We start from the raw sequence: 26,574 nt of genomic DNA on the forward strand, positions 1-26,574 counted from the left end.
CTGGTTTTGCTGGAACATTTCGCCATCTGCCTTGTTTTCTCTGGCGTAATCGCGCTATTAGATAGCGGGATTTTCTTTCCACAGTGAGGATGGCGACATGGCAGAAAAATCGGCGAATTCAGGGGCTGACAAAAATTCCGTCGCCGATATTGGTCGTCAGCCGGGTTTAACGCCGCTGGATGTTGCCTTGCGGCTGGCGTGTGAACAGGTGCCTGTCTCCGACCTGATCGAAACCCGTGACCTGATGGACTGTTACGGTGCCATCCTGCGCGAAGATGTTCTTGCCTCGGTCAATGTGCCATCGGTCGATAATTCGGCGATGGATGGTTATGCGCTTCGGGTGGCGGATTTGGCCGCATTGCCCAAAACCGGGCCGATCACCTTGCCGGTTGCCGGTGCCGCGCTGGCGGGGCATCCGTTTGTCGGGGATGTTCCGGTGGGTCGTGCCGTTCGCATTGCCACGGGGGCGGCCATCCCGCAAGGGGCGGATGCGGTGATCATTCAGGAAAATGTCGCAGCCAACGAGGATGAAAGCGAAATCCGCATCGAACGGGTGGCGATTGACCGTATTCGCCATGGCGACAATATCCGGCGTGCTGGCGAAGATGTAAAAAAGGGAACGGTTGTTTTACCGGCAGGCAAACGGCTGCGCCCGCAGGATGTTGCCGTTGCGGCCGGGCAGGGGCGGGCGCATTTGGTGGTGGCACGCCCGTTGCGGGTGGCCGTTTTTTCCACCGGCGATGAATTAGCCGCACCGGGGGGCGACCTGCCGCCGGGCGGCATTTATGACAGCAACCGTTTTGCCATGATCGGCATGATGCGTGCCATTGGCTGTGATGTTACCGATCTTGGCCTGCTGCGCGATGATTTTTCGGTGTTGCTAGCCGCCTTAAGCGAAGCCGCACAAAACCACGACGTGATTTTAACCTCTGGCGGGGTCTCGGTTGGCAAGGCGGACCTGTTAAAGCCTGTTGTTGATTCCATCGGTGACATTCATGCCTGGAAACTGGCAATCAAGCCAGGCAAGCCCCTGATGCGGGGGCGGATTGGTAATTGTCTGGTGTTGGGGTTGCCGGGTAACCCGGTTTCGGTGATGGTTTCCGGCTTGTTATATGCTGTGCCGTTGCTGCTGCATATGATGGGCATCAGATCCGAAGACCGTGCAGCCGTTCGGTTCCCGGTTCCTGCCGGTTTTAACCTGAAACGGGGAACGGGGCGGCGCGAATGGTTGCGCGCGCGCCTGCATCGTAACGGTAATGGTCAAATGGTGGCTTTGCCGTTTCATTCCAGCAGTTCCGGGGTTTTATCATCAATGGTGTGGGCCGACGGCCTGATCGAACTGGCAGAAAACCGTGCCAGCGTAGAGCAAGGCGCGATTGTTGATTACATTCCATTTGCCGGTTTGCAGGCATTTTAGAGTGATGAATTATTGGATGTTTTTCGCCAATAATTCTTGTGACTGATCCATATCATGGAGCCATCTTCCTCGCGCGCTCATTGTAAGTTTCAGGTGGGCGATGCGTGAGGAGGCTTTGATGACACTTTCAGTTACATTTTGTGGCGCGGCAGGTGGTGTGACCGGGTCCTGTTACCTGTTACGCACACCGGTTGGTAATTTCCTGATCGATTGTGGCATGTTTCAGGGCAACAAAACGGTCAAGGAACTGAATTATGGCCCTTTTCCCTTTGATGCTAGCGACATTCGCGCCGTTTTGCTGACTCACGCCCATATCGACCATTCCGGCCTGATTCCCAAGCTGGTCAAGGCCGGTTTTATCGGTGTGGTTTTTGCCACCCAGCCAACCTGTGATTTGCTGACCTATATGTTGCCTGATTCCGGCTATATCCAGGAAACTGAAGTGGATCGCCTTAATCGTCGCAATGCCCGCCGGGGGAAGCCAGCCGTAGACCCCATTTATACGCGCGAGGACGCCGAAAAGGCCCTGAAACGGTTGCGTCCGGTTGAATATCATGAATGGGTCGAAATTGTTCCCGGTTTCGAGGTGCGCTATTGGGATGCAGGGCATATTCTGGGCTCGGCCTCTATCGAGATTAAAATAGATGGGGAAGCCGGTCAGAAACCCAGGCATTTGCTGTTTTCAGGCGATATTGGGACAGGCGAAGCCGTGTTTAACGAGGCCCCCGAAGGCCCGGCCGATGTCGATTATCTGTTTGTTGAAACCACCTATGGCGACCGGGAACGGGTGGATATGTCGGCGAATGAACGCCGGGGACAGCTGGCCAGCGAAGTGCGGGCCGCCCTGGAGGCCGGTGGAAATTTGGTGATCCCCAGCTTTGCTGTTGCCCGCACCCAGGAATTGCTGGTGGACCTGGCAGCATTGTTTAACAGTGGCACATTGCCCAAGGCTGATGTGTTTATCGATAGTCCGCTGGCCCAGCGCGCAACCGGGGTTTTCGCCCGCTACCTGCCGCCCGAAGATGCCCACGCCCTGACACATCCCAATTTTCATATGGTGCCCGATGTCGAGGCCAGCATTCAGCTTGCCCGCATCAAAAAGGGGGCGATTATTTTGTCGGCCAGTGGCATGTGTGATGCAGGGCGTGTGCGCTATCATTTGAAAAACAATTTGTGGCGGGCGGAATGTACTGTGTTGCTGGTCGGGTTTCAGGCTGCCGGGTCATTGGGGCGTATTTTGCTGTCGGGGGCAAAATCGGTTCGTATTCACGGCGATGAAATTCAGGTGCGGGCGCGTATTCGCAACCTCGATATTTATTCCGGCCATGCTGATCAAAAAACGTTGTTAGACTGGGTGAAGGGGCGTTTGCCGGTTCATAAAAAGATTTTCCTGACCCACGGCGAAAATGCCGCGCGGGCAACGTTTCAGGATGTGTTGCTGGCAAATGACATTGCGCCCAAACTTCTGTCCTGTCCGACACTCGATGAAACGGTCCTGTTGCAGCGCGGGCAGGAACTACAGGCACCGATTGCCAAACGGGGCGGTGCCGATGCCATGTCGCGCGAAGACTGGCACAATGATTATGCCCGCACCCTTACCGCACTTTCGGAAAAACTGGCCGGTCTTGGCACCAATCGCGAACGCGAAAAATTACTGGCGAAACTGGCAGGGATGATCAACCGGGCATGACGATATGACGGTTTCTAGAAGCGAACTTTTGGTGTGAAAGCCCAAAAACGGCTGAGGTGTCATTCTTTTGGGTTGCTGTGTTTAACGGTTCATCAACCCAGAAATGTCGGGGGATAATTTTATTGCAGCCGCGAAAATGGCGTTGTTGCTGTAATTCGGCCGATTTTATGACTTTCTGATATCTGCACGGGCGTTTCTGATGGTTGCATCTCACTGAAATCTGCTAACTATTGGAACGGATTTTCTTGTCATTATCCAAATTCCTGTCACTTTTATAAAAAAAGGCGATGGGGAGGTTCAATGGGACATGGACGACGGAATGGCAGCAAGGTATTTGCTGGTAAGACAACCATGTCTTTAGGGACACCCGAATTGCGGACGGTATTATGTCTTTAAAGGGCGCACGCGGCTATCGTGTTTTGATCTATAGTCACGACACATTTGGCCTGGGTCATTTGCGGCGTTGCCGCACCATTGCGCATGCTTTGGTCGATAACAGGGATGATGTTTCGGTGTTGATCCTGTCGGGATCACCGATCATTGGCAGCTTTGAATTTCGATCCCGTGTCGATTTTGTACGCATTCCTGGCGTGATCAAGCTTTCCAATGGCGAATATACGTCGCTGAACCTGGATATCGATGTCGAACAGATGCTGGCGATGCGTGAATCGATCATTCAGCACACCGCCGATGCCTTTGACCCCGACCTGTTTATTGTCGACAAGGAACCGCTGGGTCTGCGTGGTGAGGTGGAACCGACCTTAAAAATGCTCAAGGAACGTCATACGCGCCTGGTGCTTGGCCTGCGTGATGTTATGGACGACCCTGAAACCCTGCGCGAAGAATGGCAGCGCAAAAACTGCGCGCCCGCCCTTGCCAATTATTATGACGATATCTGGGTTTATGGCCTGCGCGAAATCTGCAATCCGTTGCAGGGCATCGATCTTCTGCCTGGTGTCGAAGAGAAAATGACCTATACCGGCTATCTGCCGCGTACCGCGACCCGCAAACCTGCCCCTGAACACGGCTCATTGGGCCTTGATGATCCCTATTTCCTCGTGACCACAGGTGGTGGTGGCGATGGTGTTAATCTGGTGGATTGGGTGATTAGTGCCTATGAGGCTGATCCTGACATTCCCATGCCTTCGCTGGTGGTTCTGGGGCCGTTTATGGCCCCGGCGGAACAGCAGAAATTTATGGAACGGGCCGAAAATATCGACAAACTTTCGGTCATCACCTTTGATGCCAATGTTGAAATGCTGATGGCAAAATCGGCCGGTGTGATTGCGATGGGCGGGTATAATACCTTCTGCGAAATCCTGTCATTCGATAAACCCTCTATTATCGTGCCGCGCACCGTGCCCCGGCTGGAGCAATATGTGCGGGCATCGCAAGCCGAAAAGCTGGGCCTGGTTCGAATGTTAACCGAAGAGGGCGGACGCCCGCCGCTTGAAATGGCGGAGGCTTTGCGTGGCCTTGCTGCTCAACCAGCCCCCTCAAGTGTGACAGTGCCGGGGCTTATGGGCGGGTTGGAAACGGTGTCATCGATGGTGGAGCAATGGTTGCCCCGTACTGGTGGCCTGCCTGAACCCGAGTATGCGACGGCATGATTTCTGCCCCGATGGAAGGTGTTGATCATATTGCCATTGTGGTAAAGGGCTATCCGCGCCTGTCGGAAACCTTTATTGCCCAGGAAATATTGGGTATTCAGCAGGCCGGTATTCCCTACCGTATTGTTTCGCTGCGTCATCCGACCGATAAAAAACGCCATCCCATTCATCATCGTATTACCGGTTCGGTCGATTATTTGCCGGAATATTTGCATGACGAACCCTTGCGCGTATTGGCCGGCTGGTGGAAGGCACGCCGTATGCCGGGCTATCGCGCGGCCATGCGGGCCTGGTGGCGCGATTTCAGGCGCGATGCTACCCGCAACCGCATTCGTCGCATGGGCCAGGCGATGGTGATGGCCGCTGAACTGCCCGCTGACATTACCCGCATTTACGCCCATTTCCTGCATACCCCGGCATCTGTTGCGCGCTATGGCGCGATGATACGGCGATTGCCGTGGTCCTGTTCGGCCCATGCCAAGGATATTTACACCAGCCCCGATTGGGAAATGCGCGAAAAACTGGCCGATATGGACTGGCTGGTCACATGTACCCGCGCCAATGTGGATCATTTAAAGGCATTGGCGGACGACCCAGCCAAGGTGAATTTGCTGTATCACGGCCTCGATTTTTCCCGCTTTCCCGAAGAATTACCTAATCGCCCGTTACGTGATGGCAGTAATGAAAATGATCCGGTGATCATTTTATCTGTCGGGCGGCTGGTCGGTAAAAAGGGCTATGACGACCTGTTGCGTGCCCTGGCAAAATTGCCAACCGGCCTGCATTGGCGCTTTGTCCATATCGGCGGCGGCAAAGGCGAAAAATACCAGGCTCTGGCGCGGGAATTGGGCATTGCCGATAAATGCGACTGGCAAGGCCCGCGTGACCAGGCCGAAGTGATTGCCGCCTGCCAAAAGGCCGATTTGTTTGTTCTCGCCAGCCGGATCGAAAAAGACGGGGACCGTGATGGGCTGCCCAATGTGCTGATGGAGGCACAGCTTTGTGGTCTTGCCGCGGTCTCCACATGTATTTCCGCCATCCCGGAATTAATTCGCGATGGGGAAAATGGCCTGCTGGTGCCCGAACGCGATGAAACCGCCCTTGCGATTGCCTTGCAGGATATGATTGGTGATCCGGCAAAGCGTATTCGTATGGGGCAGGCGGGCAATGATATTGTGCGTCGCGATTTTTCCTTTCATGCCGGAATGCGCGAACTGGGCCGCCGGTTTGGCATTGTTCCTGCCGAAAAACCTGAAATTGCGGGTACAGATGACGCACTTGCCACCGTGCGGGAGTAACCGCCATGCGAATTGCGTTTTACGCCCCGCTAAAGCCGCTTGATCATCCGGTGCCATCCGGTGATCGTTTGATGGCCCGGTTGCTGGTGGCAGCCTTAAAACGCGCCGGGCATGATGTGGATATTGCAGCCCGTTTGCGAAGCCGGGTAGGCGATGGCAACGCCCTGCGCCAACTACAACTGGCTGAACTGGGCGGCAAACTGGCTCGCCGGTTGCTGCGCCGTTATGAAACCGGTTTTTTGCCCCGGCCTGATATCTGGTTTACCTATCATCTTTATTACAAGGCACCGGACTGGATTGGTCCGCTGGTCGCAGCCGAGTTGGGCATTCCCTATATCCTGTGCGAGGCATCCCATGCCCCAAAACGGGCAACCGGCCTCTGGGCGGCCAGCCACCGGGCAGTTGAGCAGGCGTTAAAACAGGCCCGTGCGGTTTTGTGCCCTAACCGGGCCGATATGGCATGCCTGGCCCCGGTTACTGGGGGACAGAAACTTCATTTTTTACCGCCTTTCACCGATATTGGCGTGTGGCAGGGGGCGGACAGTCTATCTGCATCACAAAAGGATGCGGCGGTAAATTCGGGGCCGGTCGAAATGATCACCGTTGCCATGATGCGCCCGGGCGACAAGTTTCAATCCTTTGTTCTGCTGGCCAAAGCGCTGGCCGCCCTGCCACCGGATTTGCAGCAAGGCTGGCGGCTGACGATCGTCGGCGATGGCCCGGCGCGAAAGGATGTTGCCGGGCTATTTGGGCGGTTTGCAGCAGACCAGGTGGTTTTTGCCGGGCAGTGCGATACCGAAAAAACACGGGATTATCTGGCCCGCGCCGATTTATGCGTTTGGCCCGCCATTAACGAGGCCTATGGCATGGCCCTGCTGGAGGCACAGGCCGCAGGCCTGCCGGTGCTGGCCGGTGACTATGGTGGTGTTGGTGGTATTGTGCGCGATGGCGAAACGGGGTGGCTGGTCCCGGCGGGTGATCCGGCAGCATTTTCCCGCCAATTGGCACACTGCCTTGCCAATCGTGCGGTATTAAAACCCGTTGGGCAAAAGGCGGCACAAAATGCCTTGGCCCATCACGATATTTCAGCGGCAGCAAGGGTGCTGGACTGCGTGATTAGGGATGTTATTGATCAGCGGGGCACCCCATGACGCAGGCTGATTTTTCATTTGCCGTTTTGCGACATGGTGCCACATCCTGGAACCGCGACGGACGTATTCAGGGACATAGCGATATTGGCCTGTTGCCCGAAACCCGCGATCAGTTGTGTCGGTTGCGTATCCCCGGCGAATGGGCCGATCAGCCCTGGTATACAAGTCCGTTAAAACGCACGGGCGAAACGATTTCGGCACTGGGTATTGACGCGGTTGGTGCATTGCCTGCTGTCATCGAAATGGATTGGGGGCAGTGGGAAGGCCGAAAATTGGCCGATATTCGCGCCGAGCTGGGCGATGCCATGCAACAAAACGAGGATCGCGGCTGGGATTTCCGCCCCGAGGGTGGTGAAAGCCCACGCGAGGTTTTGCGGCGTGTGTTGGCATTTTTGCGGCAATGGCCGGATGGTGACTTTGGCGTGACAACCCACAAAGGCGTTATTCGTGCCCTGTATGCACATGCGCGGGGCTGGAACATGCTGGGCAAAAGCCCCGATAAACTGCACTGGGATGCCTTGCATGTTTTTCGCTGGTCGGCGGCGGATGGTTTGTCCGTCGCGCAATTGAATGTGCCCCTGATCCCGAGAAAAGGACGGCCCCAATGACCGATGTAATGATTTATGTGCAGCATTTGCTGGGAATTGGTCATGTCCGCCGTACCGCCTTGCTGGTGGCCGAAATGCGCAAACTGGGCCTGACGGTGGGTGTTGTCAGCGGTGGCATCCCCGATGATGCAATTGATTTTGGGGCCGATTGCATCATTCAATTGCCCGCGTGTCGCAGTGCCGATCATGGTTTTTCCGGTCTGGTCGATCAGGATGGAAAACCGGTGGACGATGCCTGGAAGGATGGTCGCAAAAACGCATTGCTGGCGGCTTATCAAAAACTGTCGCCGCGCCTGTTGTTGGTGGAAATGTTCCCCTTTGGCCGCCGGGCCTTTCGGTTTGAATTATTGCCACTTCTCGAACAGGCCGGGCAGGAAGGGGTGAAGCGGGTATGCTCGGTGCGTGATTTGCTGGTGCGCAAAAATGATATCAGCAAGGAACGCTGGATGCGGGACGTGGCGTTATCGCATTTTGACCGGGTGCTCGTACATGGCGACCCGGCGGTTTTTGGCTTTGACCGCAGTTTTCCCTTTGCTGCCGATCTGGATGATATGCTGGACTATACAGGCTATGTTGCCGCCAATGTGAAACGCGATAACAGCGTATCTCGTGCAGGCGTGGTGGTATCGGCCGGTGGGGGGGCTGTTGGCGCGGATCTGATCCAGGCCGCAATTGCTGCGCGCCCATTATCGGCCAAATATGCAAAGGCCCGTTGGGATATTATTACCGGCCCGCATTTCCCTGCTGATACTTTTGCCCATCTGGCGGTCAATGTGCCTGACGGGATAACGCTGCATCGCTTTTTACCCGATTTTCGCGACAGGTTGGCGCGGGCCGAAGTTTCGGTATCCCAGGCAGGCTATAATACTCTGATGGATGTGCTGGCCGCTGGCGTGCCGTCGGTGATGGTGCCCTTTGCCGAAGGCGGGGAAAGCGAACAGAGCGAACGGGCCGCGATTTTTGCCGATAAAGGCATTATTTCGCTACTGCCAGCCAGTCAACTTTGCCCGGATGAACTGGCGCGCGTGATTGATAATGCAGATTTTCCCAAAGAATTTGAATTATTGCTGGACGGGGCGCGTATAGGTGCGGCTAAAATCAGGGCAATAATAATGGGGAAAGATCATGGGCACCTGGGATGACCTTCGCACCGAGCTTGATTGCTGGGCGCAGGCCGGACAACAAGCGACGATGTGGTGGCGGGACGACGATGCCGTTTCCGTAACCCCGCAGCTTGAGGAAATCCTGTCCTGCGAGCGCAGTTATCATGTGCCTTTGGCGTTGGCTGTTGTTCCTGGAACGCTTGAAAATGACCTGCCTGAACGCCTTGTTGAAACGGTCGATACCCGTATTTTGCAGCATGGCTGGCGGCATCAAAGCCACACCCCGGCGGACCGTAAAAAGCAGGAACTCGATGATGTGCGCCCGGTCGAATCCGTCCTGGCGGAGGTTCAATCGGGCTTTGATATCCTCACCACGCGATTTGCAAGCCGTTTTTTACCCGTTATGGTTCCACCCTGGAACAGAATTGCCCCTGCCGTTTTGCAGGGCCTGCCTAAAATAGGCATCCGTGCGGTTTCAACATTTGGGGCGCGCAAAGCCAGCCAGCCGATTGACGGGTTATTGCAGGTGAATACCCATATTGATGTGATCGACTGGCGTGGAACCCGTGGATTTGTGGGGGAAAGCCCGTGCCTGGCGGCGATGATTGATCATTTGCAGGGCCGCCGTACCGGCACATATGACCCGGAAGAGACTACCGGTCTTTTAACCCATCATCTGGTGCATGATGCGCCGACAACCACCTTTTTGCATGATCTGTTTTCGTTTGAGCATCCCGCTCTGCAATGGCAGGCCATTCCCGGGGTGTTTCCGTGGCAATAGCGGTGGACCAGTTTTTAAAAGACAGCCCGGTGATAACGGGTGGATTAGGTGATACAAAAGTGAATATCAGTGAAGCAGACCTGAACAACAGCCCCGTGGTACCGGAAGGCCAGGACAGCCGTAACACCGATATCACGGTGATGCAGTATCCGCGCCGTGTGGTGATGCCCGATTTGATCCGGTCGGTGCTGGGGATTGTGCTGTGTGCCGGTATCGCATTTACCCCTGATGTGATCGAGTTGCTGCGCTGGATCGCCGGGGCGCTGATTTTGCTGTTTCTGGGTTATCTGTTACGTACCCTTTTTCGGTTGGGAGCGCGTATTCATGTATCGGACTATGGGGTGCGGCAAAGCGGCGTGATGTCGGGCTCGGCTTTTGGCTGGTCGGAACTAACCGGTTTTCGCCTGCGTTATTTTAGCACCTGTCGCGATGGCAAAAAGGGCTGGTTTGAAATGACCCTGGAGGCGGCAGGGACCAAACTGGTTGCGGAATCAACCCTGAACGGGTTTGGACGTCTTCTGGAACTGGCACGCGATGCCGCAAACGAAAACCAGATTATGATCGACGACGTGACACGCACAAATTTGTTGCGCATGGACGAGGCGGATAATCTTGTCAAGGCGCAGATCAGCGGGCGTGGCGGGGTAATGGGCGAGGGGCAATGACCGATATTCTGCGTATCCGGGATCTTGAGGTCGAATTCGTAACACCGCATATGCGGACGCGGGCCGTTGACAAGGTCAGCTTTCGGATCGGGGCGCAGCAGACGGTTGCTTTGGTTGGGGAATCCGGGTCTGGCAAAACCACCATATCCCAGGCGATTATGGGCATTCTGCCCGAGGCCGCACAAATTACCGGCGGTAGCATTATTTTTGCCGACCCGAAAAAGCCTGGTACCCGGGTCGATATTGCCATGCTGTCGGCCAATAGCACCGAAATGCGGGCCATTCGCGGCGGCAGCATTTCAATGATTTTTCAGGAACCCATGAGTTCCCTTTCCCCCATTCATACCGTGGGCGACCAGATTACCGAGGCGGTACGCCTGCATCAGAATGTTGGTGCGAGCGAGGCACGCGACCTTGCGCGCGAGATGCTGGAACTGGTGGGATTTCCCAATGCAAAGTCTGCCTTGCGCACCTATCCGTTTGAACTTTCCGGCGGGTTGCGCCAGCGCGCCATGATCGCAATGGCGCTGGTATGTCGCCCGGCATTGCTGGTGGCCGATGAACCGACAACCGCCCTGGATGTGACCATTCAGGCGCAAACTTTGCGTTTAATCAAGGATTTGCAGAAGAGCCTTAAGATGTCGGTTTTGCTGATTACCCATGATTTGGGGGTTGTTGCCAACATGGCCGACCATACCGTGGTGGTTTATAATGGCCGGGTGGTTGAACGCGGGCGCACCGACGATATTTTCATTAATCCCGGCCATGCCTATACACGGTCGCTGCTACAGGCGGTGCCGCATTTTGATATGGGACCGGATGAAAGGTTAAAGCCCCTGCGCGAAATTAAACCGCGCACTGATGGTTTGCTTACCCTGACCGACAAGTTTGACCGCAAAATGGCCCGCCTGAAAGAACATGCGGCCTCTGGCAACGGGCGGGGCGAAAAAGACGACACCGCGTTGGCACATAATCAAACTGGCAGGGACGGTACAAATCCTGACAGTACAGCGCACCAGCCTGCCGGTCTTGGCGCTGTGATGACAGGTGAGGGTGCAAACGCCCAGCCAAACCAGCGTTTGTCGGGCGTGGCCAGGGGCGAGGCGGTGTTGTCGGTTACGCATTTGAATAAAAGTTTCCCGGTGCGTAAAAGCGGCTGGTTTGGTGTTGATGAACGGCGCATTCAGGCCGTAAGCGATGTGTCGTTAACGGTGGGTCGTGGGGAATGTGTGGGGCTGGTTGGCGAAAGTGGCTGTGGCAAGACCACCCTTTCCAAGCTGATTATGCGGGCAATGGCACCCGATAGCGGCAGCATTCTGTTTCGCGGCGAAAGCGGCCAGATGACGGATCTGGTCGGCCTGGATGAAGAACGGTTAAAACCCTATCGCAAGCGCATACAGTTTGTGTTTCAGGACCCGTTTTCATCGTTGAACCCCCGCATGACAGTGCAGGACCTGATTAGCGAACCGATGCTGATTCATGGGGTCGGCACATCGGAATACCGGCGCAAAATGGTGCTGGAACTAATGGAAGTTGTCGGGCTTGATCCGCGCTTTTTAAACCGCTATCCGCACAGTTTTTCAGGTGGGCAGCGCCAGCGTATTGGCATTGCCAGGGCGCTGTGCCTCAGGCCGGATTTATTGATCCTTGATGAGCCGACTTCCGCCCTCGATGTGTCGGTTCAGGCGCAAATTCTTAACCTTCTAAAGGATTTGCAGCGCGACCTTAACCTGACTTATTTGTTTATTTCGCATAACCTTGCCGTGATTGACTATATGGCAGACCGTATTGCGGTGATGTGCGCCGGGCGTATTGTGGAATCCGCACCGCGTTCCAGCCTGTTTAAAAATCCGGCCCATCCCTACACCCGTGCGCTATTAAATGCCGTGCCCTATGCCGACCTGGATCATCCGCTGGATTTTTCCAAAATCATGGATGGAAAATGTTCTGACCCGTCGGCCTGGCCTGCCCCCTTTACGGTTGACCGTCAGTCAAACCCGCCAATGGTGCAATTGGCCGAAGACCATTTTGTGCGCATGAGTCGACCCGATTATCAGGAGATTGCTGTTTGATGTTTTCTTTTGCCAGTTTTCCCACCGTGCCGCATGCACAAAAACACAAGGTGGCATTCGCATCGGGCGCGATGGCTTTTTTGCTGGGCTGTACGCTGTTTGCAGGCAGTGCCTGGGCCGAGATCCCCTATTTTGCCGATAAGGTAAAATCTGGCGTGTTGCCAGCAATGGAGCAGCGTTTGCCCGAACATCCCCTGAAACTGGATTTCGCTGCCGAAGGTAAGGAAATTGGCAAATATGGTGGCGATATGGTCACAATCATGGGGCGGTCCAAGGACATCCGCATGGCGGTGGTTTATGGCTATACCCACCTGATCGGTTATGACCAGAACCTGGAGCTGAAGCCCGATATCCTTGAAAGCCTGGATGTGAACGAGGATGGCAGCGTTTTTACCCTGCGTCTGCGCAAAGGGCATAAATGGTCGGACGGGGCCCCATTTACGGCCGAGGATTTCCGTTTTTACTGGGAAGATGTGGTTAATAACGAGGAATTGTTCCCGGTTGGGCCGCCGCGCTTTTTGCTGGTGGATGGTGAACCCCCGAAATTCGAGGTGCTCGATAAATATACCGTGCGCTATAGCTGGTCGCAACCAAACCCGTTTTTCCTGCCGGAACTGGCTGCCACGCGGCCGCCCTTTATTTACCGGCCCGCGCATTATTTAAAACAGTTCCACGAAAAATATCAGGACCCGCAAAAGCTTGCGGCGATGGTGAAGGAACGGGGCCTGCGCAATTGGGCGGTTTTGGAAACCGATATGGACCGGCCCTATAAACTGGAAAATATTGACCTGCCAACATTGCAGCCCTGGGTTATCCGTACCCAGGAACCGTCGGACCGGTTTATCTTTGAACGTAATCCATATTTTCACCGGGTAGACCCGGATGGGAACCAGTTGCCCTATATTGACCGGATGATTTTTAATATCTCGAATGCCAAGCTGGTTCCGGCCAAGGTCGGTGCAGGCGAGGTGGATATTCAAAGCCGTATTCTGACCTTGAAGGACTATACGTTCCTGAAACAGGCGGAAAAGGACAAGTCCTTTCATGTACGTTTGTGGGATGTGGGCTATGGCAACTATGCCACTCTTTATCCGAACCTGACGGTGTCGGACCCGGTATGGCGCAGATTGCTGCGCGATTTGCGCTTCCGCAAGGCATTGTCGCTGGCGATTAACCGGACAGAGTTAAACCGGGTACTGTTTTTTGGACTGGCCACACCACGCAACAATACGATTTTGCCCAAAAGCCCGTTATTCAAAAAGGAATATGCGACCGAGAATATCGGGTTTGACCTGAATAAGGCCAATGCGCTGTTAGATGACATGGGCCTTACCAAACGCAATGACGATGGTATTCGCCTGATGCCCGATGGCAGGCCGCTGGAAATTATCGTCGAAACGGCCGGGGAAAACCCGGAATATGATGACATTCTCGCCCTGATTGGTGATAGCTGGCAAAAGGCGGGCATCAAGCTTTATGTCAAGGCGTTGCAACGCGAAGTGATGCGCACCCGTGCCTATAGCGGGGATACGGTGATGTCGCTTTTTACCGGCATTGACAATGGTCTTGCTGTGCCATCATCGGTACCGTCGGAATTTGTCCCGGTTAATCAGGATAGTTTGCAATGGCCCAAATGGGGCCAGTATTACCAAACCGGCGGGGAAGCAGGCGAAAAACCCGATATGCCCGCTGCTGAAGAATTGATGAAGCTTTATGATCAGTGGCGCATCGGCGGGCCGGGACAGCAGAAAAAGGCATGGGAACATATCCTTGATATTAATGCCGAAAATCTGTTTTCTATTGGGCTGGTCGGAAATGTGCCGCATCCGGTTGTGGTGGCTGACGGTTTAATGAATGTGCCGGAAAAGGGTATTCACAGCTGGGAACCGGGCGGATTTTTTGGCATCTATCATCCCGATACCTTTTGGTGGGATCGTTAAGTAAAAATATTTGGCGCACGGCAGGGGAGTGGTGCGCTAAAGCCCGTTACGGGGGAACATCTTGGGGAAGAGCACGCATGCTAACATATGTGGCGAGAAGGCTGCTGGTTATGATACCGACACTGTTTATGATCAGTGTGCTGGTCTTCATTGTCATTCAGCTGCCCCCGGGTGATTTTTTAACCACCTATATGAACGAGCTCAAGGCCCAGGGGGAAGCGGTTGATCCTTCAAAAATTGCTTTCCTGCGGGCGCAATATGGCCTTGATGACCCCCTTTACATTCAATATTTCCATTGGGCGTGGGGGCTTTTGCACGGCAATCTTGGTTTCAGTTTTGAATATAATTTGCCCGTGACCGAGGTGGTCGGTGACCGTTTGTGGCTTTCGATGGTGCTGAATTTCAGTACCATCCTGTTTATTTACGTGGTCAGTTTCCCCATCGGCATTTATTCCGCTACACGGCAATATAGCTGGGGCGATTATGGCATTACGCTGTTGGGCTTTTTGGGCCTTGCCATGCCCAATTTCCTGTTTGCGCTGATCCTGCTTTATTATGCCAATGTGGTGTTTGGCACCTCGATTGGCGGGTTGATGGACCCGCAATTTATCAATGCCGGTTGGTCATGGCCCAAGGTCATTTCGATTATCGAACATTTATGGGCACCGGTTTTGGTGATTGGCACGTCGGGCACAGCGGCGATGATACGGCGGTTGCGCGCCAATTTGCTTGATGAACTGGGCAGGCAATATGTCGTGACGGCACGCGCCAAGGGCTTGTCGCCGATGAAGGTTTTGTTCAAATATCCGCTGCGTATGTCTTTGAACCCGTTCATTTCCGATATTGGCAATATCCTGCCGCAGGTGGTTTCGGGGTCGGTTCTGGTGTCTGTGGTGATGTCTTTGCCAACAACCGGGCCAATGCTGTTATCGGCGCTGCAAAGCCAGGATATGTATCTTGCCGGGTCATTTTTGATGTTCCTGGCATTGCTCACGGTGGTGGGCATGTTCGTTTCGGATTTGCTGCTGGCCTGGCTTGATCCGCGTATTCGCCTGCAGGGGAGCATTTCCCAATGAGCCGCCATACACAGGACCGCGCCGACGAGCATTTTGTCGATACCCAGCCTTTCGATCCATGGGATAAAGAAGAGCTTTCGCCCGAGCAGGAACGCTATTTCCTGGCGTCACAATGGAAGCTGATCTGGTGGCGGTTAAAAAAGCATAAACTGGCTTGTGTTTCGCTGATCATTCTTGCCGTGATGTATGCCGCCATTTTCATTGTCGAGTTCCTGGCACCCTATGCCCAGGAATCGCGTGATAGCCAAAATATCCATCATCCGCCGCAGGGCATTCACCTGTTTAACGACGGGTCATTTGTTGGTCCGTTCACCTATGGCACCGACTTTTCCATCGATATGGATACCCTAAAGCCGATTTATAAACCCAACCCGGACAAGATCGACAGGCTGCGGTTTTTCTGTGCGGGCGACCCTTATGAATTTTGGGGCCTGTTTAAGGCGGATGTGCATCTGGTGTGCCCGGCCAGGGATGGCACGCTGTTTTTGCTGGGAACCGACCGTTTGGGCCGCGACATGTTTTCGCGCATTATTTATGGCGCACGCATTTCGCTGACCATTGGTCTGGTTGGTATTGCCGTTAGTTTTGTGCTGGGCGTTCTGATTGGCGGGATAGCCGGATATTTTGGCGGCTGGGTGGACAGCTGTGTGCAGCGCGTGATCGAGGTGATCCGCTCCCTGCCGGAAATTCCGCTCTGGATGGCGCTTTCGGCGGCCTTGCCCGTCACCTGGAGCCCGGTTTTAATCTATTTTGGCATTACCATCATTTTGGGGCTGATTGACTGGACGGGGCTTGCCCGTGCGGTGCGGTCCAAATTCCTGGCCCTGCGCGAGGAGGACTATGCCCTTGCGGCACGCCTGACCGGGGCGACCCCAAAACGCATCATTGCCCGCCATTTGCTGCCCAATTTTGCCAGCCATCTGATTGCATCGGTAACGTTGTCGATCCCGAATATGATTTTGGGTGAAACAGCACTTAGTTTCCTGGGGCTTGGCCTGCGCCCACCGGTGACAAGCTGGGGCGTGTTACTTAACGAGGCGCAAAACATCAATGCCGTGGCGGTTTATCCGTGGTTGATGCTGCCGGTTGTACCGGTGATTATCGTGGTACTGGCCTTCAACTTTTTGGGCGATGGCCTGCGTGATGCGGCCGATCCCTATAAAAACTGATCGGGCTGGTGGCGCAACGGATGGCTATTTCTTGCGCAGCCACAGACTGGTTTCGATGCTGCCTTCGACCAGGGGCAGGTCATTGGCGATGGAGGCGGTGACCGTGTCCTTCATGAAGCTGTTGGCATAGGCTGATGACCACATGATGTCAAAGCCATTGCCCGACAGCAGGGCGGCAACGCCCTGTTGTTCGTTATAACCGCGCCACTGCCAGACTGACGGATAATCGCCAGGCAGGCAAATATCGTGGATATGAATGATCACCCCGGATGGCAGCATTGGCAGCACGTTTGAAAACAGCATATCCACATCGGTACCGGGCATCAGGATGTGGCTGCTGTCAATCGACAGAATATCCCCCGCCGACAGGTCGGCGAAAACTGACATCGGCACCTGTTGGACGATTGTTTGGTGGAGGGTGATGGGCAGCTGGGCAATATCGGCGCGCGGGGCCGGGTCGATAGCGGAAATAAGGGTATCAAGCCTTTCATCCAGCACAGCACGATAGAAAAAACGGGTGCTGTGCCCTGATCCCACCTCGACAATGCGCTGCGGGCGCAATTCGCGGGTAATGACATAGGCCATCATGCCATCCATGCCGGGAAACCAGCCCTGTTCCCAGCGCGGGTCAGGCGGCGTTGCCTGTTTAAACCCGACCAGAGCATCGCGATAAAGCTCTGCCTTTAACAACCAGGATTTGAAGTCCTCGCGGTATTTTGTAAACTGTTTTTCCAGTGTTGTGTAATGCGGGCGGCCAACCGTCTGTGCGGTTTGTGCTGCATACCGATAGGGGATGAAATACCCGGCTGGTTCCTTCCCGAACAGGGTTTTTAGGCCCAGTTTCCAGCGGCGGATTTTTTTGGCAAAGGGAAGGTTGGTCATTATCATCCTTTATATCGGCCCGATCGGGCAATATTCCTAGGTTCCTGCCCGCTATCTACCCGGTTTTGGCCGGAAAGGTAAGGGGCATAAATACCTGATATGTTGTGTGTTCAGGGAATTGCATTAAAGGTTGGAAGTGATTGCCGTTAAATGGGAATGGTGTTGCCTTCCTGCCAGCGCCGGCGGAGCCATAGCGAGAAGAAAAGCGAGATTGCCGCAAAGATGACCATCAGGAAATAGGTTTGTGAACCGAAATGCTCAAAAAGCGGGCCGGACATCCAGATCGAGCCACCCAAAAACAACCCCATCGAGAGTGTTGCCATCAGGCTTTGTGCTGATGTTGCAATTTGGGCGGGAACCGCCCGGGCAATAAAACCAATGGCGCCCAAATGCGCAATGCCGAATGTCAGTGCGTGCAGGGGCTGGACCAGCAGGATCAGCCAGAAATTATCCGTCATGCCCAAAACCGTCCAGCGGACGATGCCGCCAATCGCCCCGATGGCGAATAACAGGCCCGGATGATAAGACCGCATATATTTCCCGGCCAGCGCAAACAGAACGATTTCGGCCATCACACCGGTTGACCAGAAAAGACCGATCTGATCATGGGAAAAACCCACATTTTCCCAATGGACCGAGGCAAAACCGTAATAGGTGCCGTGACTGGCCTGGGAAAAGCAGATACAGCCCAGATAGATCAGGAAAACCGGCGATTTAATCAGATACAGGATCGAGGACCCACTGCGCAACGGACGGTCGGTTTGCGGGTTCGGCATTTGGGTGATGATGGCAAAATTGACAATGCCAGCGGCACAGATCATCCAGATAATCGCGTCATTGCCGGTAGCATCCAATACCCAGCCTGCCCCATAGGAGGCGGCAATAAAGGCCAGTGACCCCCACAGGCGAATACGGCCATAATCAAGGTCGCGCTGTTTGCATTCATGCACCGTGATGGTGGTGCCAAGGGGCAAAAGCGGCGCATAGGTAAAGCCAATGATGGCCGAAAGCCCCAACAGGAACCAGAACTGGTCGGCAAAGGAAAAGGCGATGATGGTCAGGATATAAATCCCGGCCAGAATGATCATGGGCGTTTTGCGATTGCCGGAGCGATCCGCCTGTTGGGCGATCAGCGGGTCGGCAAAGATGCGGATCCAGTTGGGTAAAGACAGCAAAATGCCAATTTCGCCCCCCGACAGCCCGTGTCCCTTAAGCCATACCGGCCAATAAGGCAAAAACACGCCCTGGATCAAAAACAGGCCAACAAAAAACAGCGCCAGAATAATGGCCGTCTGGCGGCGGGTGGCATTAGCGGGGCGTGTCATGGGTGACGTCTCATGGGGTGATTTCTCTGGGGGCGATAAGTCCGCGTTTGATGGCGCGAACAATATAACGTGCCGGATGCACGGCTTCTTGTACAGGGTTTGCCAGCGGGTGAGACTGGCCGGTGATGTGGCTGGCAATAAGTTCGGCGGCAAGCGGCGCGCCAATCATGCCGCGCGCGCCAAAGCCTGTACAGACATACATGTTTTTGTGGTAAGGCGCACGGCAATATCGCGCATAATGCCGCCCCTTATCAAGGTCGGGATAGGCCTCCAGATAAGCCTGATAATCAGGGGCAGGGCCAATCAGGGGCAGGTGGTCTGGCGTGGTGGTGCGCAGGCCCGCGCGACCGGTTAAATGCGCTGGTGACAGGCGTTGTGCCAGTTCAGGCAGGGCAAGGCCCAGTTGGGCGATATTGGCTGCGTGGTCGCTATCAAACACATCGGTATGGCTGGCATGGCGGTCAAATGTTGCGCCAAAAACATGTTGTCCGTTGCGTTCCGGTGTCAGATAGCCCTTGTGGCTTAGAACACAATTTACCTTTAAATCATCCAATATATCCTTGGAAAAACAGGATATTTGTCCGCGCAGCGCCACCAGGTAATCCTGCATCCAGGATGTTTGGGCAAAGGCGGCTGTTTCCATTGCCCCGGCAATGATGACAGCGGCAAAATCGCCTAAAACGGCCCCATCATGCCCGCGTAGCTGCACACCACCTGTCGGGTGCGACATGATTTGCGTTATCTTTTGCCTGGTCTGTCGAACGGATTTTTCGGCCAGAACATTGCAAACAGACGGCGGATTAACCCAGCCTGCATCGCGGTAAAACAACCCGCCGACGGGGACGGGCATGCCAAGGACGTCGCTGGCATCAGCAACAGAGAGATATTGAACCCCTACCGCATTATTATCGTCTGGCGCGGTTGCGGACTGTTTTTCCAAAATGGCGTGCTGGCGGGTGTCATCACGCGGTGTGGCGGGCAGGGAGAGCACACCACAAAAGGCCGCCTCGATGGCAGCTCCGCCATTCAGCTTTTCCCGCACAAGAGCGCTGCTATGGCGAAAGCCAGCCTCGTAAAAGCGCCCGGCAAGGCTGTTATCGGCGGTAATATAGGGCTCCAACATGCCAATCGGGTTGCCCGAAGCCTCGTTTGCCAGGCGGGCATGGCGTTCAAATAATGTGGTGCCAATACCTTGCTGATTTAGCGCGTGGCAGCAGGATGTCCCCGCAATGCCGCCGCCAATCACGGCAACATCATTGGTGTGGAGGGGGCTGCGTATAAAGGGCGCTGTCGGGGCAAACCACGGCTTGTCGGCCAGTTTGTAAACCGTTTTGTCACTGACATTGGTATTGGCATTGGCCCTGTCGTCGCCCGGCGGGATCGTCATGCACTGGCTTCGTCGGGTTGTTCGGCCACCAGGGCCAGGGCCTCGCGCACCACATTGGCATCAGCACCTTTGCGATGGGCGTTTTCACTGATGTAACGGCGCCATTGTTTGGCCCCGCGCAGGCCCTGAAACAGGCCCAGCATATGCCGCGTCACATGGCCCAGCATGGCGTGGGGTTCCTCAAGGTGGGCTTCGATATAGGGCAGCATAGCCTCCACCACCTGATGGCGGGTGCGCGGGGTGGTGTCGTCATCGTAAAAACGCGCATCCACATCGGCCAGCACATAGGGGTTCTGATAGGCTTCCCGCCCGATCATGACACCGTCGACCTGTGCCAGGTGGGTTTCGGTTTCATCAAGTGTCTTGATGCCGCCATTAATGATGATTTCAAGCTCCGGCAGTTCCTGCTTTAACTGATAAACCAGATCATATTTCAGCGGTGGAACTTCGCGGTTTTCCTTGGGGCTAAGACCGTTTAGCCACGCCTTGCGGGCATGGACGATAAAGGTTTTGCACCCGGCATCGGCCACGGTTTCAACAAAGCGTTTTAGCGACGGGTAATCTTCCTGATCATCAATGCCAATGCGGTTTTTAACCGTGATGGGGGCATCAGATGCCGCAATCATGGAACGTACACAATTGGCGACAATATCGGGCGTTGCCATCAGGCAGGCGCCAAAGGCCCCGTTTTGCACCCGGTCGGACGGGCAACCGCAATTCAGGTTGATTTCATCGTAGCCATAGCCATTGGCAATGTCGCAGGCGCGTGCCAGGTCTTCGGGGTTGCTGCCGCCAAGCTGCAGGGCAACGGGATGTTCCGCATCATTATAGTGCAAATGCCGGTGGGCATCGCCGTAAATGATGGCACCGGTTGTCACCATTTCGGTGTAAAGCAGGGCATGCTGGCTGATCAGCCGAAGAAAATAGCGATCATGCCTGTCTGTCCAGTCCATCATCGGGGCAATAGAAATACGCCGGTTGACAGTCATGCCATCCTGTTCCTGAAATGGGTTGCATCCTTGGGGTTGCCGTATCGTTGGCGCGGTCTTTATATAGTGTCTTGGATTTTGGTGCAAATGCCTGCAACCCGATGGTTGGCATGGCTGCTTTGCGCGTGTCTGGCAAACAGGATGTTTTTATGATTACGGTTTACGGTATCAAGAATTGCGACACGGTGCGCAAATCGCTGAAATGGTTTGAGGCACAGGGTGTAGAAACCAAATTCCACGATTTTCGCGTTGACGGGTTGGAACCCGCGCTGGTGGTGATGTGGCTGGGTGAAGTGGGCGGCAAGGTGCTGGTTAATAAACGCGGGCCCAGCTATCGCAACCTTTCTGATAGTGATAAGGCCGCCTTGGAAACCGATGATCTGGCAGCGGCAAAGGTGCTGGCGGCAAATCCAACCGTGATCAAACGCCCGGTGGTGGATTTTGGAAGCGTGCGTACTGTTGGTTATGATGAAAACCGCTGGAAAGGTCTGGTGACGGCATAATGGATCAGGTTGTAGTAAAGCCGAAAATTGGTGCCGTGCTGTTTGATTGTGACGGGGTGCTGGTTGATACCGAAAATCTTGGTAATGCCGTTCTGGTCAAGCTGCTAAATGAATATGGCTGCCCTGTGACCGAAGACATGACGCATCGGCTGTTTGTGGGCGGGACGCTGTCCATGATCGGCCCGAAAATGACGGAAATGTATGGTGTTACCCTGCCGGATAACTGGACAGATGAATGTTATGCCCGCACCTTCGAGGCGCTGCGCAATGACATGGAACCGTTTGATTATGTCGACGATATTCTTGACCTGCTAGACGGGGCCAATATCCCCTTTGCCATTGGCAGCAACGGTCCGCACGACAAAATGGACATTTCGCTGGGCAAGGTGAATATTTTAAACCGTTTTACCGGGCGCATTTGTTCCGCTCGCGATGTGCCTCATGCCAAACCCGCGCCGGATGTTTATCACCTTGCTGCCAGCCGGGTGGAGGTTGATATTCATGACTGTATCGTCATTGACGACAGCGTGAGCGGTGTACGCGCCGGTGTTGCTAGCGGGGCCACCACGATCGGTTTGGTTGGCGCGACACCGGGCAATTTGTTGCTGGAAAATGGGGCGCATTACCTTGCCAATGACCATCGTGAGCTTTACGAGATGCTAAAGGGCTGGTTGTCCTGAGACGATATATCTGGACCAAAAAACGGGCCCCTGAAGGCCCGTTTTTCGTATCCGCTTTATGATTTGGTGATTGTCTATTGGCCGACCACAATGCCTTCACGGCGTGGATCGGCCCCGCCGGTCAGGCCATCAGGGCCGATCTTGATGATATGCAGGCCTGAATTAAGGTCGCGGATATCGGTTTTAAATCCGGCGGCTGTGAGGGCTGGTGCCAGTTCTGTTGCCTTGGTGCCTTCTTCGATATCAAAGGTACCAAAACGGTTGACCAGATGCGGCATGGCGGCGGCCTGTTGCGGGTCCATGCCCCAATCGATCATGGCGATGATGGATTGCGCGACATAGCCAATGATGCGGCTGCCGCCTGGCGAGCCTGCGGCAATGACGGGTTTGTCACCCTGCATGACAATGGTGGGCGACATGGATGAACGCGGGCGTTTGCCCGGTTCTACACGGTTGGCAACCGGGTTGCCATTGGCATCGGTGGGTTTGAAGGAAAAATCGGTCAGTTCGTTGTTCAGCAAAAAGCCGTTTGTCATCAGGCGCGAACCAAAGCCGTTTTCAATGGTGGTGGTCATGGAAACAACATTGCCCCACGAATCCACAATCGAGAAATGGCTGGTGCAGGGGAATTCGATGGCATTGTCATCGGCCCAGTTCGACGCATGGATTTGCGGCGGATTACCCGGTTTGACGGCATCGGCGGGCAGGGCCATGCCGCGGTCGAGCAGGCGGGAGCGTTCTGCCAGATAACCTTCATCCAGCAGGCCCTTGGTGTTCATCGGCACAAAATCGCTATCTGCCATATAGCGCCCGCGATCGGCAAAGGCCAGACGCGAGGCATCGCCAATCAGCCGCCAGCTGGTGGCGGAATAAGGGCCATATTTGGCAATGTCATAGGGTTCGATCATGCCCAGAATTTGCCCGACCGTCAGTGCGCCGGACGAGGGTGGGCCCATGCCGCATACATCGTAGCTGCGGTAAAAGGCGCAAACCGGGTCGCGTTCCTTCACGTCATAGGCCGACAGGTCTTCCTGCGAGAGCAGGCCGGGATTCCAGCTTGCTCCACGGACTTTGTTTACAATCGCATCGGCAATCGGGCCGTGATAAAAGGCATCCGCGCCGCCCTGGGCCAGCGTGCGCAGGGTATTGGCATAGGCCGGGTTTTTAAGCAGTTTGCCAGCGGGCAGTGGTTCGCCCTTGGCATCAAGAAAATAGGCCGCAGCTTCGGGGTCCTTTTTCAGGCGTCCGCCATCTTCCTGCAGTAATTCTGCCAGACGCGGGCTGACCAAAAAGCCCTTTTCGGCGCGGTCGATCGCTATCTCAAACAGGCTGGGCCAGGGCATTTGCCCCCATTTTTGATGCGCTTTCTCCAGCAGCATCGGGGTGCCCGGCGTGCCGACAGACCGCCCGCCAACAACCGCATCATAAAATTTAAGCGGTTGGCCATCCTTGCCCATGAACAGGTTTTCATCCGCTGCCATTGGCGCAGTTTCGCGGCCATCAAGGGTTGTCAATTTTTGGTGGGCGGCATCGTAATAGACCAAAAAGGCCCCGCCGCCCAGGCCCGATGATTGCGGTTCGACAAGGCCCAGCATGGTTTGCACGGCAACCATCGCATCAATTGCATTGCCACCCCGGCGCAGTACATCCGACCCGGCCTGAACAGCCAGCGGGTTGGCGGCACTGATCATCCAGTTTTGCGATTTAACCGCCTCTCGTGTCTGGTTGGTGGCTGCACCACTTTCGGGGGCAACGGCATCGGTGACTTGTTGTGCCAGGGCATGCTGGGGGATGGCGGCAAAACCAAGGCTTGCCACGAACGCGGCCAGCGCAAGACAGGGCAGGGTGTGATGGTGGCGTGTGGAGCAACCCGGTTTGGGCAAAACAGAAAGAATGCTGTTGTGAGTGGCACGCTGGGATGTTGTCTCGACGGCTGCCGAAAAGAATTTTCCTGTCATGGCTTCCTGTCTTTTTGTTGTGATGTTTTGACGATAGGAAGGAATGGTTTCAGAAAAATGCAACTTTGAAAAGTAAACAATCCCGCATGGTGCGTCGTGTGGTGTTTAACATTCAGCTTTGGCGGGGCATCGGTCGTAAAACGGATGCCCCGGTTTTTTACGTAAAATCAGGCGGCATTTTTGCTTTTTGAACTGTCACCTTCGTGTGCCAGGGTCTTTTTCATCCAGCCAAGAATATTATCGGCGGCATCCTGCCAGTGGGTATCAAGCATCATGGCATGCGCAATATGGTCCAGTAGAATATAGTCGGCGTCATAGCGTGCAGCGGTATGATGGACCAGTTCGCTTGGCACGATTTCATCACGTTTCGAACCAATGACCAGCATGGGGGGCAAATCGGCGGGTGATAAAAAGACCGGGTTGGTCCCGGCCATGTCCATCAATGCCCGGTGGCTTTCGGTTTCAAGGCGGCCAAAATAGATCATGCCGTCGTCTGATGCGACATCGCTTGAGAGCATGGCCCGTCCCAAACGATCCCTAAGCAGGGTGTGCGGCCCAATTGCCTGAAGCCAGAACATTTGTAAAAATAGATCGGGCTGGGACATCGCCATCATTGCATTGTTTGCCAGCAATCCTTCGGGCGGAACCGAAGACATCAGAACAACGGCGCGCGCCGGATGTTTTTCCAGATATTTCTGAACAACATAGCCCCCCATTGAATGACCAATCAGGATTGGGGTTTGGCCCAGCGTGTCGATGACGGTTTCAAGGTCTTCGACATAATCGTCAATCGAGGCAAGGTTGCGTATGTTGCGTCCGCCAGAACCGCCATGTCCGCGTAGGGAGAATGAAATCGTCTCATAACCCTTATCGGCAAAATAGGTCAGAAAATGTTCATTCCAGCACCAGGCCCCGGTAAAGGCCCCGTGCACCAGAACCACGGGATTGGAGCACAGGTGAGGGCCGGTTGGCTTGCGACGAAAAATTTCCAGTTCAGGACTCATCAAAGCCTCCTTACGCAGTTGTTTCGGGCGGATGTCGATTAAGGTCGCGAGGTTGTATGGCAGCAATAACAAACGGGTTGGGCTAAGGCATTTTCCGTGCGCTGTCCCTAGCGTGGCCTGGGGCAGGCTCATCACTTTTCAGGCACTTGCGTTCCGAATTGGCAGAGACAAAACCGCTATCCGGGAACTGTGTCGTCTGCCGGGCAATCGGCAAACATCAACGGACAATATTTTAGCACATGATCATGCAAATGGCACGTTTCTATCCCTTGTAGATAGGATTGCGATCATCATGTGCATTCCTTATGATAAGAGTGACGACGTGTGATCGACATGCAGTTCCCGGTAAGGAGGGTGAGATTACCGGTCATGAATTGCAGGTCAGAAAAGGCCGGGGGCGATGATAAAACTGGGTGTCGTTGGAATATTGTCAGATCTGGACGATGCAGCATTGGCAGATGTTGAAAAACATGTGCGTCGACGTGTTTTTCAGCCAGGGGCGGAAATTATTGAATCGGAAGGGGAAAGCAGTGATGTTTTCCTGATCCTTTCCGGGGCGGTACGGGTGGTCAATTATTCCTTATCGGGCCGGGAAGTGACATTGGAAGAAATTGGCACCGGGGGCTGTGTTGGTCATTTGGCTGCAATTGATAGCGAACCTCGATCTGCCTGTGTGCTGGCGATTGGCGTTACCGAAGTTGCCATGATGAACCCTGCCAGTTTTGAAACCGTGGTGAAGAACCACCCCACCGTAGCGTGGCGGGTTATTTGCGAACTGGCCCGGATTGTTCGGGCGTCGACACGGCGTATTGTTGATGTCAGTACCCTGGGGGCAAATGCCCGGGTGATTGCTGAAATATTCCGCATGGCGCAACCGATGACCCAGGAAGATGGATCTGCCGTGATAAAACCGGTTCCGGTTCATTCGGACCTGGCCGCAAAGGTGAGTACTTCGCGCGAAACGGTGGCGCGTGTTTTTGGCAGTCTGACCCGTCAGGGCATTGTGCTCAAGCAGGGCGACAGCCTGTTTGTGCCCGATATTTTGCGCCTGGAGGCCCTGTTAACACAGTCAGACTAAGGCCTTGGCGCCATCCTGAAGATGTATTTAAAATGCAGCCGAAATATATCCATATTTGGGAAGTGTGAAAAAAAATGATCCATCTTGTGATGGCTGTCACAGCGCAAGCTACAGGCGGGGCGTAGGCTTTGAGCGTCCGATCTGATGATCGTGGCAAATCTCCCCCAAGAGATAAATTTACTGGCCGC

General features: G+C 54.7%; 22 protein-coding genes. 16 read left to right on the forward strand and 6 right to left on the reverse strand.

Annotation, left to right across the window (positions count from 1 at the left end):
• Positions 1-97 precede the first annotated feature (97 nt).
• From glp to LF95_RS06930, 13 genes are all read left to right on the forward strand, one after another.
• Positions 98-1,417: a molybdopterin molybdotransferase MoeA gene (gene glp, locus LF95_RS06865; protein ID WP_073954253.1), complete on the forward strand. Its 1,320-nt coding sequence runs from the start codon at positions 98-100 to the stop codon at positions 1,415-1,417.
• 118 nt (positions 1,418-1,535) lie between these two features.
• A complete protein-coding gene (locus LF95_RS06870) occupies positions 1,536-3,107 on the forward strand; it encodes an MBL fold metallo-hydrolase (protein ID WP_073954254.1) in 1,572 nt (523 codons plus the stop codon).
• A 386-nt stretch (positions 3,108-3,493) separates the two neighbouring features.
• Complete coding sequence (locus tag LF95_RS06875) at positions 3,494-4,717, forward strand: glycosyltransferase family protein (protein WP_073954255.1); 1,224 nt, start codon at positions 3,494-3,496, stop codon at positions 4,715-4,717.
• A complete protein-coding gene (locus LF95_RS06880; protein WP_083607544.1) occupies positions 4,714-6,015 on the forward strand; it encodes a glycosyltransferase family 4 protein in 1,302 nt (433 codons plus the stop codon). Before LF95_RS06875 ends, LF95_RS06880 begins: the two co-directional genes overlap by 4 nt.
• Positions 6,016-6,020: 5 nt before the next feature.
• Positions 6,021-7,166 carry a glycosyltransferase family 4 protein gene (locus LF95_RS06885; protein WP_073954256.1) on the forward strand — a complete coding sequence of 382 codons (1,146 nt, stop codon included), beginning with the start codon at positions 6,021-6,023 and terminating at the stop codon, positions 7,164-7,166.
• Positions 7,163-7,774 (forward strand): histidine phosphatase family protein, encoded by a 612-nt coding sequence (locus LF95_RS06890; protein WP_073954257.1) that lies wholly within the window; start codon positions 7,163-7,165, stop codon positions 7,772-7,774. Before LF95_RS06885 ends, LF95_RS06890 begins: the two co-directional genes overlap by 4 nt.
• Entirely contained in the window at positions 7,771-8,916 is a 1,146-nt protein-coding gene (locus tag LF95_RS06895; protein ID WP_073954258.1) for a glycosyltransferase family protein, read from the forward strand. Before LF95_RS06890 ends, LF95_RS06895 begins: the two co-directional genes overlap by 4 nt.
• Complete coding sequence (locus tag LF95_RS06900; RefSeq protein ID WP_073954259.1) at positions 8,900-9,658, forward strand: polysaccharide deacetylase family protein; 759 nt, start codon at positions 8,900-8,902, stop codon at positions 9,656-9,658. Before LF95_RS06895 ends, LF95_RS06900 begins: the two co-directional genes overlap by 17 nt.
• Entirely contained in the window at positions 9,649-10,323 is a 675-nt protein-coding gene (locus LF95_RS06905) for a hypothetical protein (protein WP_143181961.1), read from the forward strand. Before LF95_RS06900 ends, LF95_RS06905 begins: the two co-directional genes overlap by 10 nt.
• On the forward strand, positions 10,320-12,395 hold the full coding sequence (locus LF95_RS23530; RefSeq protein WP_252509681.1) for an ABC transporter ATP-binding protein: 2,076 nt from the start codon (positions 10,320-10,322) through the stop codon (positions 12,393-12,395). Before LF95_RS06905 ends, LF95_RS23530 begins: the two co-directional genes overlap by 4 nt.
• Positions 12,395-14,335 carry an ABC transporter substrate-binding protein gene (locus LF95_RS06920; RefSeq protein WP_083607545.1) on the forward strand — a complete coding sequence of 647 codons (1,941 nt, stop codon included), beginning with the start codon at positions 12,395-12,397 and terminating at the stop codon, positions 14,333-14,335. The genes LF95_RS23530 and LF95_RS06920 overlap by 1 nt, the downstream gene beginning before the upstream one ends.
• A 77-nt stretch (positions 14,336-14,412) precedes the next feature.
• Positions 14,413-15,411 (forward strand): ABC transporter permease, encoded by a 999-nt coding sequence (locus LF95_RS06925; protein ID WP_073954260.1) that lies wholly within the window; start codon positions 14,413-14,415, stop codon positions 15,409-15,411.
• Positions 15,408-16,580 carry an ABC transporter permease gene (locus LF95_RS06930; RefSeq protein ID WP_073954261.1) on the forward strand — a complete coding sequence of 391 codons (1,173 nt, stop codon included), beginning with the start codon at positions 15,408-15,410 and terminating at the stop codon, positions 16,578-16,580. The genes LF95_RS06925 and LF95_RS06930 overlap by 4 nt, the downstream gene beginning before the upstream one ends.
• Before the next feature lie 24 nt (positions 16,581-16,604).
• On the opposite strand, the gene LF95_RS06935 is transcribed toward LF95_RS06930, so the two are convergent.
• The 4 genes from LF95_RS06935 to dusA form a co-directional block, all read right to left on the reverse strand.
• Complete coding sequence (locus tag LF95_RS06935; RefSeq protein ID WP_073954262.1) at positions 16,605-17,462, reverse strand: class I SAM-dependent methyltransferase; 858 nt, start codon at positions 17,460-17,462, stop codon at positions 16,605-16,607.
• A 146-nt stretch (positions 17,463-17,608) separates the two neighbouring features.
• Positions 17,609-18,787, reverse strand: coding sequence for a 3-phenylpropionate MFS transporter (locus LF95_RS06940; RefSeq protein WP_073954263.1), 1,179 nt, complete (start codon positions 18,785-18,787; stop codon positions 17,609-17,611).
• A gap of 10 nt (positions 18,788-18,797) precedes the next feature.
• Positions 18,798-20,174: an FAD-dependent 5-carboxymethylaminomethyl-2-thiouridine(34) oxidoreductase MnmC1 gene (gene mnmC / locus LF95_RS06945; RefSeq protein WP_073954264.1), complete on the reverse strand. Its 1,377-nt coding sequence runs from the start codon at positions 20,172-20,174 to the stop codon at positions 18,798-18,800.
• Entirely contained in the window at positions 20,171-21,163 is a 993-nt protein-coding gene (gene dusA, locus LF95_RS06950; RefSeq protein ID WP_073954265.1) for a tRNA dihydrouridine(20/20a) synthase DusA, read from the reverse strand. Before dusA ends, mnmC begins: the two co-directional genes overlap by 4 nt.
• 110 nt (positions 21,164-21,273) lie before the next feature.
• Between dusA and LF95_RS06955 the strand changes: the two genes are divergently transcribed.
• Together LF95_RS06955 and LF95_RS06960 are read left to right on the forward strand one after the other, a co-directional pair.
• Complete coding sequence (locus LF95_RS06955; RefSeq protein WP_252509683.1) at positions 21,274-21,666, forward strand: ArsC/Spx/MgsR family protein; 393 nt, start codon at positions 21,274-21,276, stop codon at positions 21,664-21,666.
• Positions 21,666-22,346 (forward strand): HAD family hydrolase, encoded by a 681-nt coding sequence (locus LF95_RS06960; RefSeq protein WP_073954266.1) that lies wholly within the window; start codon positions 21,666-21,668, stop codon positions 22,344-22,346. The genes LF95_RS06955 and LF95_RS06960 overlap by 1 nt, the downstream gene beginning before the upstream one ends.
• 74 nt (positions 22,347-22,420) lie before the next feature.
• Here the strand turns inward: LF95_RS06960 and ggt are convergent, their stop codons facing one another.
• Together ggt and LF95_RS06970 are read right to left on the reverse strand one after the other, a co-directional pair.
• Complete coding sequence (ggt, locus tag LF95_RS06965) at positions 22,421-24,304, reverse strand: gamma-glutamyltransferase (RefSeq protein WP_083607546.1); 1,884 nt, start codon at positions 24,302-24,304, stop codon at positions 22,421-22,423.
• Between the two features lie 167 nt (positions 24,305-24,471).
• Entirely contained in the window at positions 24,472-25,308 is an 837-nt protein-coding gene (locus LF95_RS06970; RefSeq protein ID WP_073954267.1) for an alpha/beta hydrolase, read from the reverse strand.
• 400 nt (positions 25,309-25,708) lie between these two features.
• Between LF95_RS06970 and LF95_RS06975 the strand changes: the two genes are divergently transcribed.
• Entirely contained in the window at positions 25,709-26,386 is a 678-nt protein-coding gene (locus LF95_RS06975) for a Crp/Fnr family transcriptional regulator (RefSeq protein ID WP_073954268.1), read from the forward strand.
• Positions 26,387-26,574 lie beyond the last annotated feature (188 nt).

Source organism: Thalassospira sp. TSL5-1 (assembly GCF_001907695.1).
Classification (GTDB): domain Bacteria; phylum Pseudomonadota; class Alphaproteobacteria; order Rhodospirillales; family Thalassospiraceae; genus Thalassospira.

Coding starts and splice junctions, on each gene's coding strand:
- LF95_RS06900 (WP_073954259.1), top strand. CDS start 8,900: ATGGGCACCTGGGATGACCTTCGCACCGAGCTTGATTGCTGGGCGCAG.
- LF95_RS06920 (WP_083607545.1), top strand. CDS start 12,395: ATGTTTTCTTTTGCCAGTTTTCCCACCGTGCCGCATGCACAAAAACAC.
- LF95_RS06930 (WP_073954261.1), top strand. CDS start 15,408: ATGAGCCGCCATACACAGGACCGCGCCGACGAGCATTTTGTCGATACC.
- LF95_RS06890 (WP_073954257.1), top strand. CDS start 7,163: ATGACGCAGGCTGATTTTTCATTTGCCGTTTTGCGACATGGTGCCACA.
- dusA (WP_073954265.1), bottom strand. CDS start 21,163: ATGACTGTCAACCGGCGTATTTCTATTGCCCCGATGATGGACTGGACA.
- LF95_RS06940 (WP_073954263.1), bottom strand. CDS start 18,787: ATGACACGCCCCGCTAATGCCACCCGCCGCCAGACGGCCATTATTCTG.
- LF95_RS06885 (WP_073954256.1), top strand. CDS start 6,021: ATGCGAATTGCGTTTTACGCCCCGCTAAAGCCGCTTGATCATCCGGTG.
- mnmC (WP_073954264.1), bottom strand. CDS start 20,174: ATGACGATCCCGCCGGGCGACGACAGGGCCAATGCCAATACCAATGTC.
- ggt (WP_083607546.1), bottom strand. CDS start 24,304: ATGACAGGAAAATTCTTTTCGGCAGCCGTCGAGACAACATCCCAGCGT.
- LF95_RS06925 (WP_073954260.1), top strand. CDS start 14,413: ATGCTAACATATGTGGCGAGAAGGCTGCTGGTTATGATACCGACACTG.
- LF95_RS06960 (WP_073954266.1), top strand. CDS start 21,666: ATGGATCAGGTTGTAGTAAAGCCGAAAATTGGTGCCGTGCTGTTTGAT.
- LF95_RS06895 (WP_073954258.1), top strand. CDS start 7,771: ATGACCGATGTAATGATTTATGTGCAGCATTTGCTGGGAATTGGTCAT.
- LF95_RS06970 (WP_073954267.1), bottom strand. CDS start 25,308: ATGAGTCCTGAACTGGAAATTTTTCGTCGCAAGCCAACCGGCCCTCAC.
- LF95_RS23530 (WP_252509681.1), top strand. CDS start 10,320: ATGACCGATATTCTGCGTATCCGGGATCTTGAGGTCGAATTCGTAACA.
- LF95_RS06875 (WP_073954255.1), top strand. CDS start 3,494: ATGTCTTTAAAGGGCGCACGCGGCTATCGTGTTTTGATCTATAGTCAC.
- LF95_RS06975 (WP_073954268.1), top strand. CDS start 25,709: ATGATAAAACTGGGTGTCGTTGGAATATTGTCAGATCTGGACGATGCA.
- LF95_RS06955 (WP_252509683.1), top strand. CDS start 21,274: ATGGCTGCTTTGCGCGTGTCTGGCAAACAGGATGTTTTTATGATTACG.
- LF95_RS06870 (WP_073954254.1), top strand. CDS start 1,536: ATGACACTTTCAGTTACATTTTGTGGCGCGGCAGGTGGTGTGACCGGG.
- LF95_RS06935 (WP_073954262.1), bottom strand. CDS start 17,462: ATGACCAACCTTCCCTTTGCCAAAAAAATCCGCCGCTGGAAACTGGGC.
- glp (WP_073954253.1), top strand. CDS start 98: ATGGCAGAAAAATCGGCGAATTCAGGGGCTGACAAAAATTCCGTCGCC.
- LF95_RS06880 (WP_083607544.1), top strand. CDS start 4,714: ATGATTTCTGCCCCGATGGAAGGTGTTGATCATATTGCCATTGTGGTA.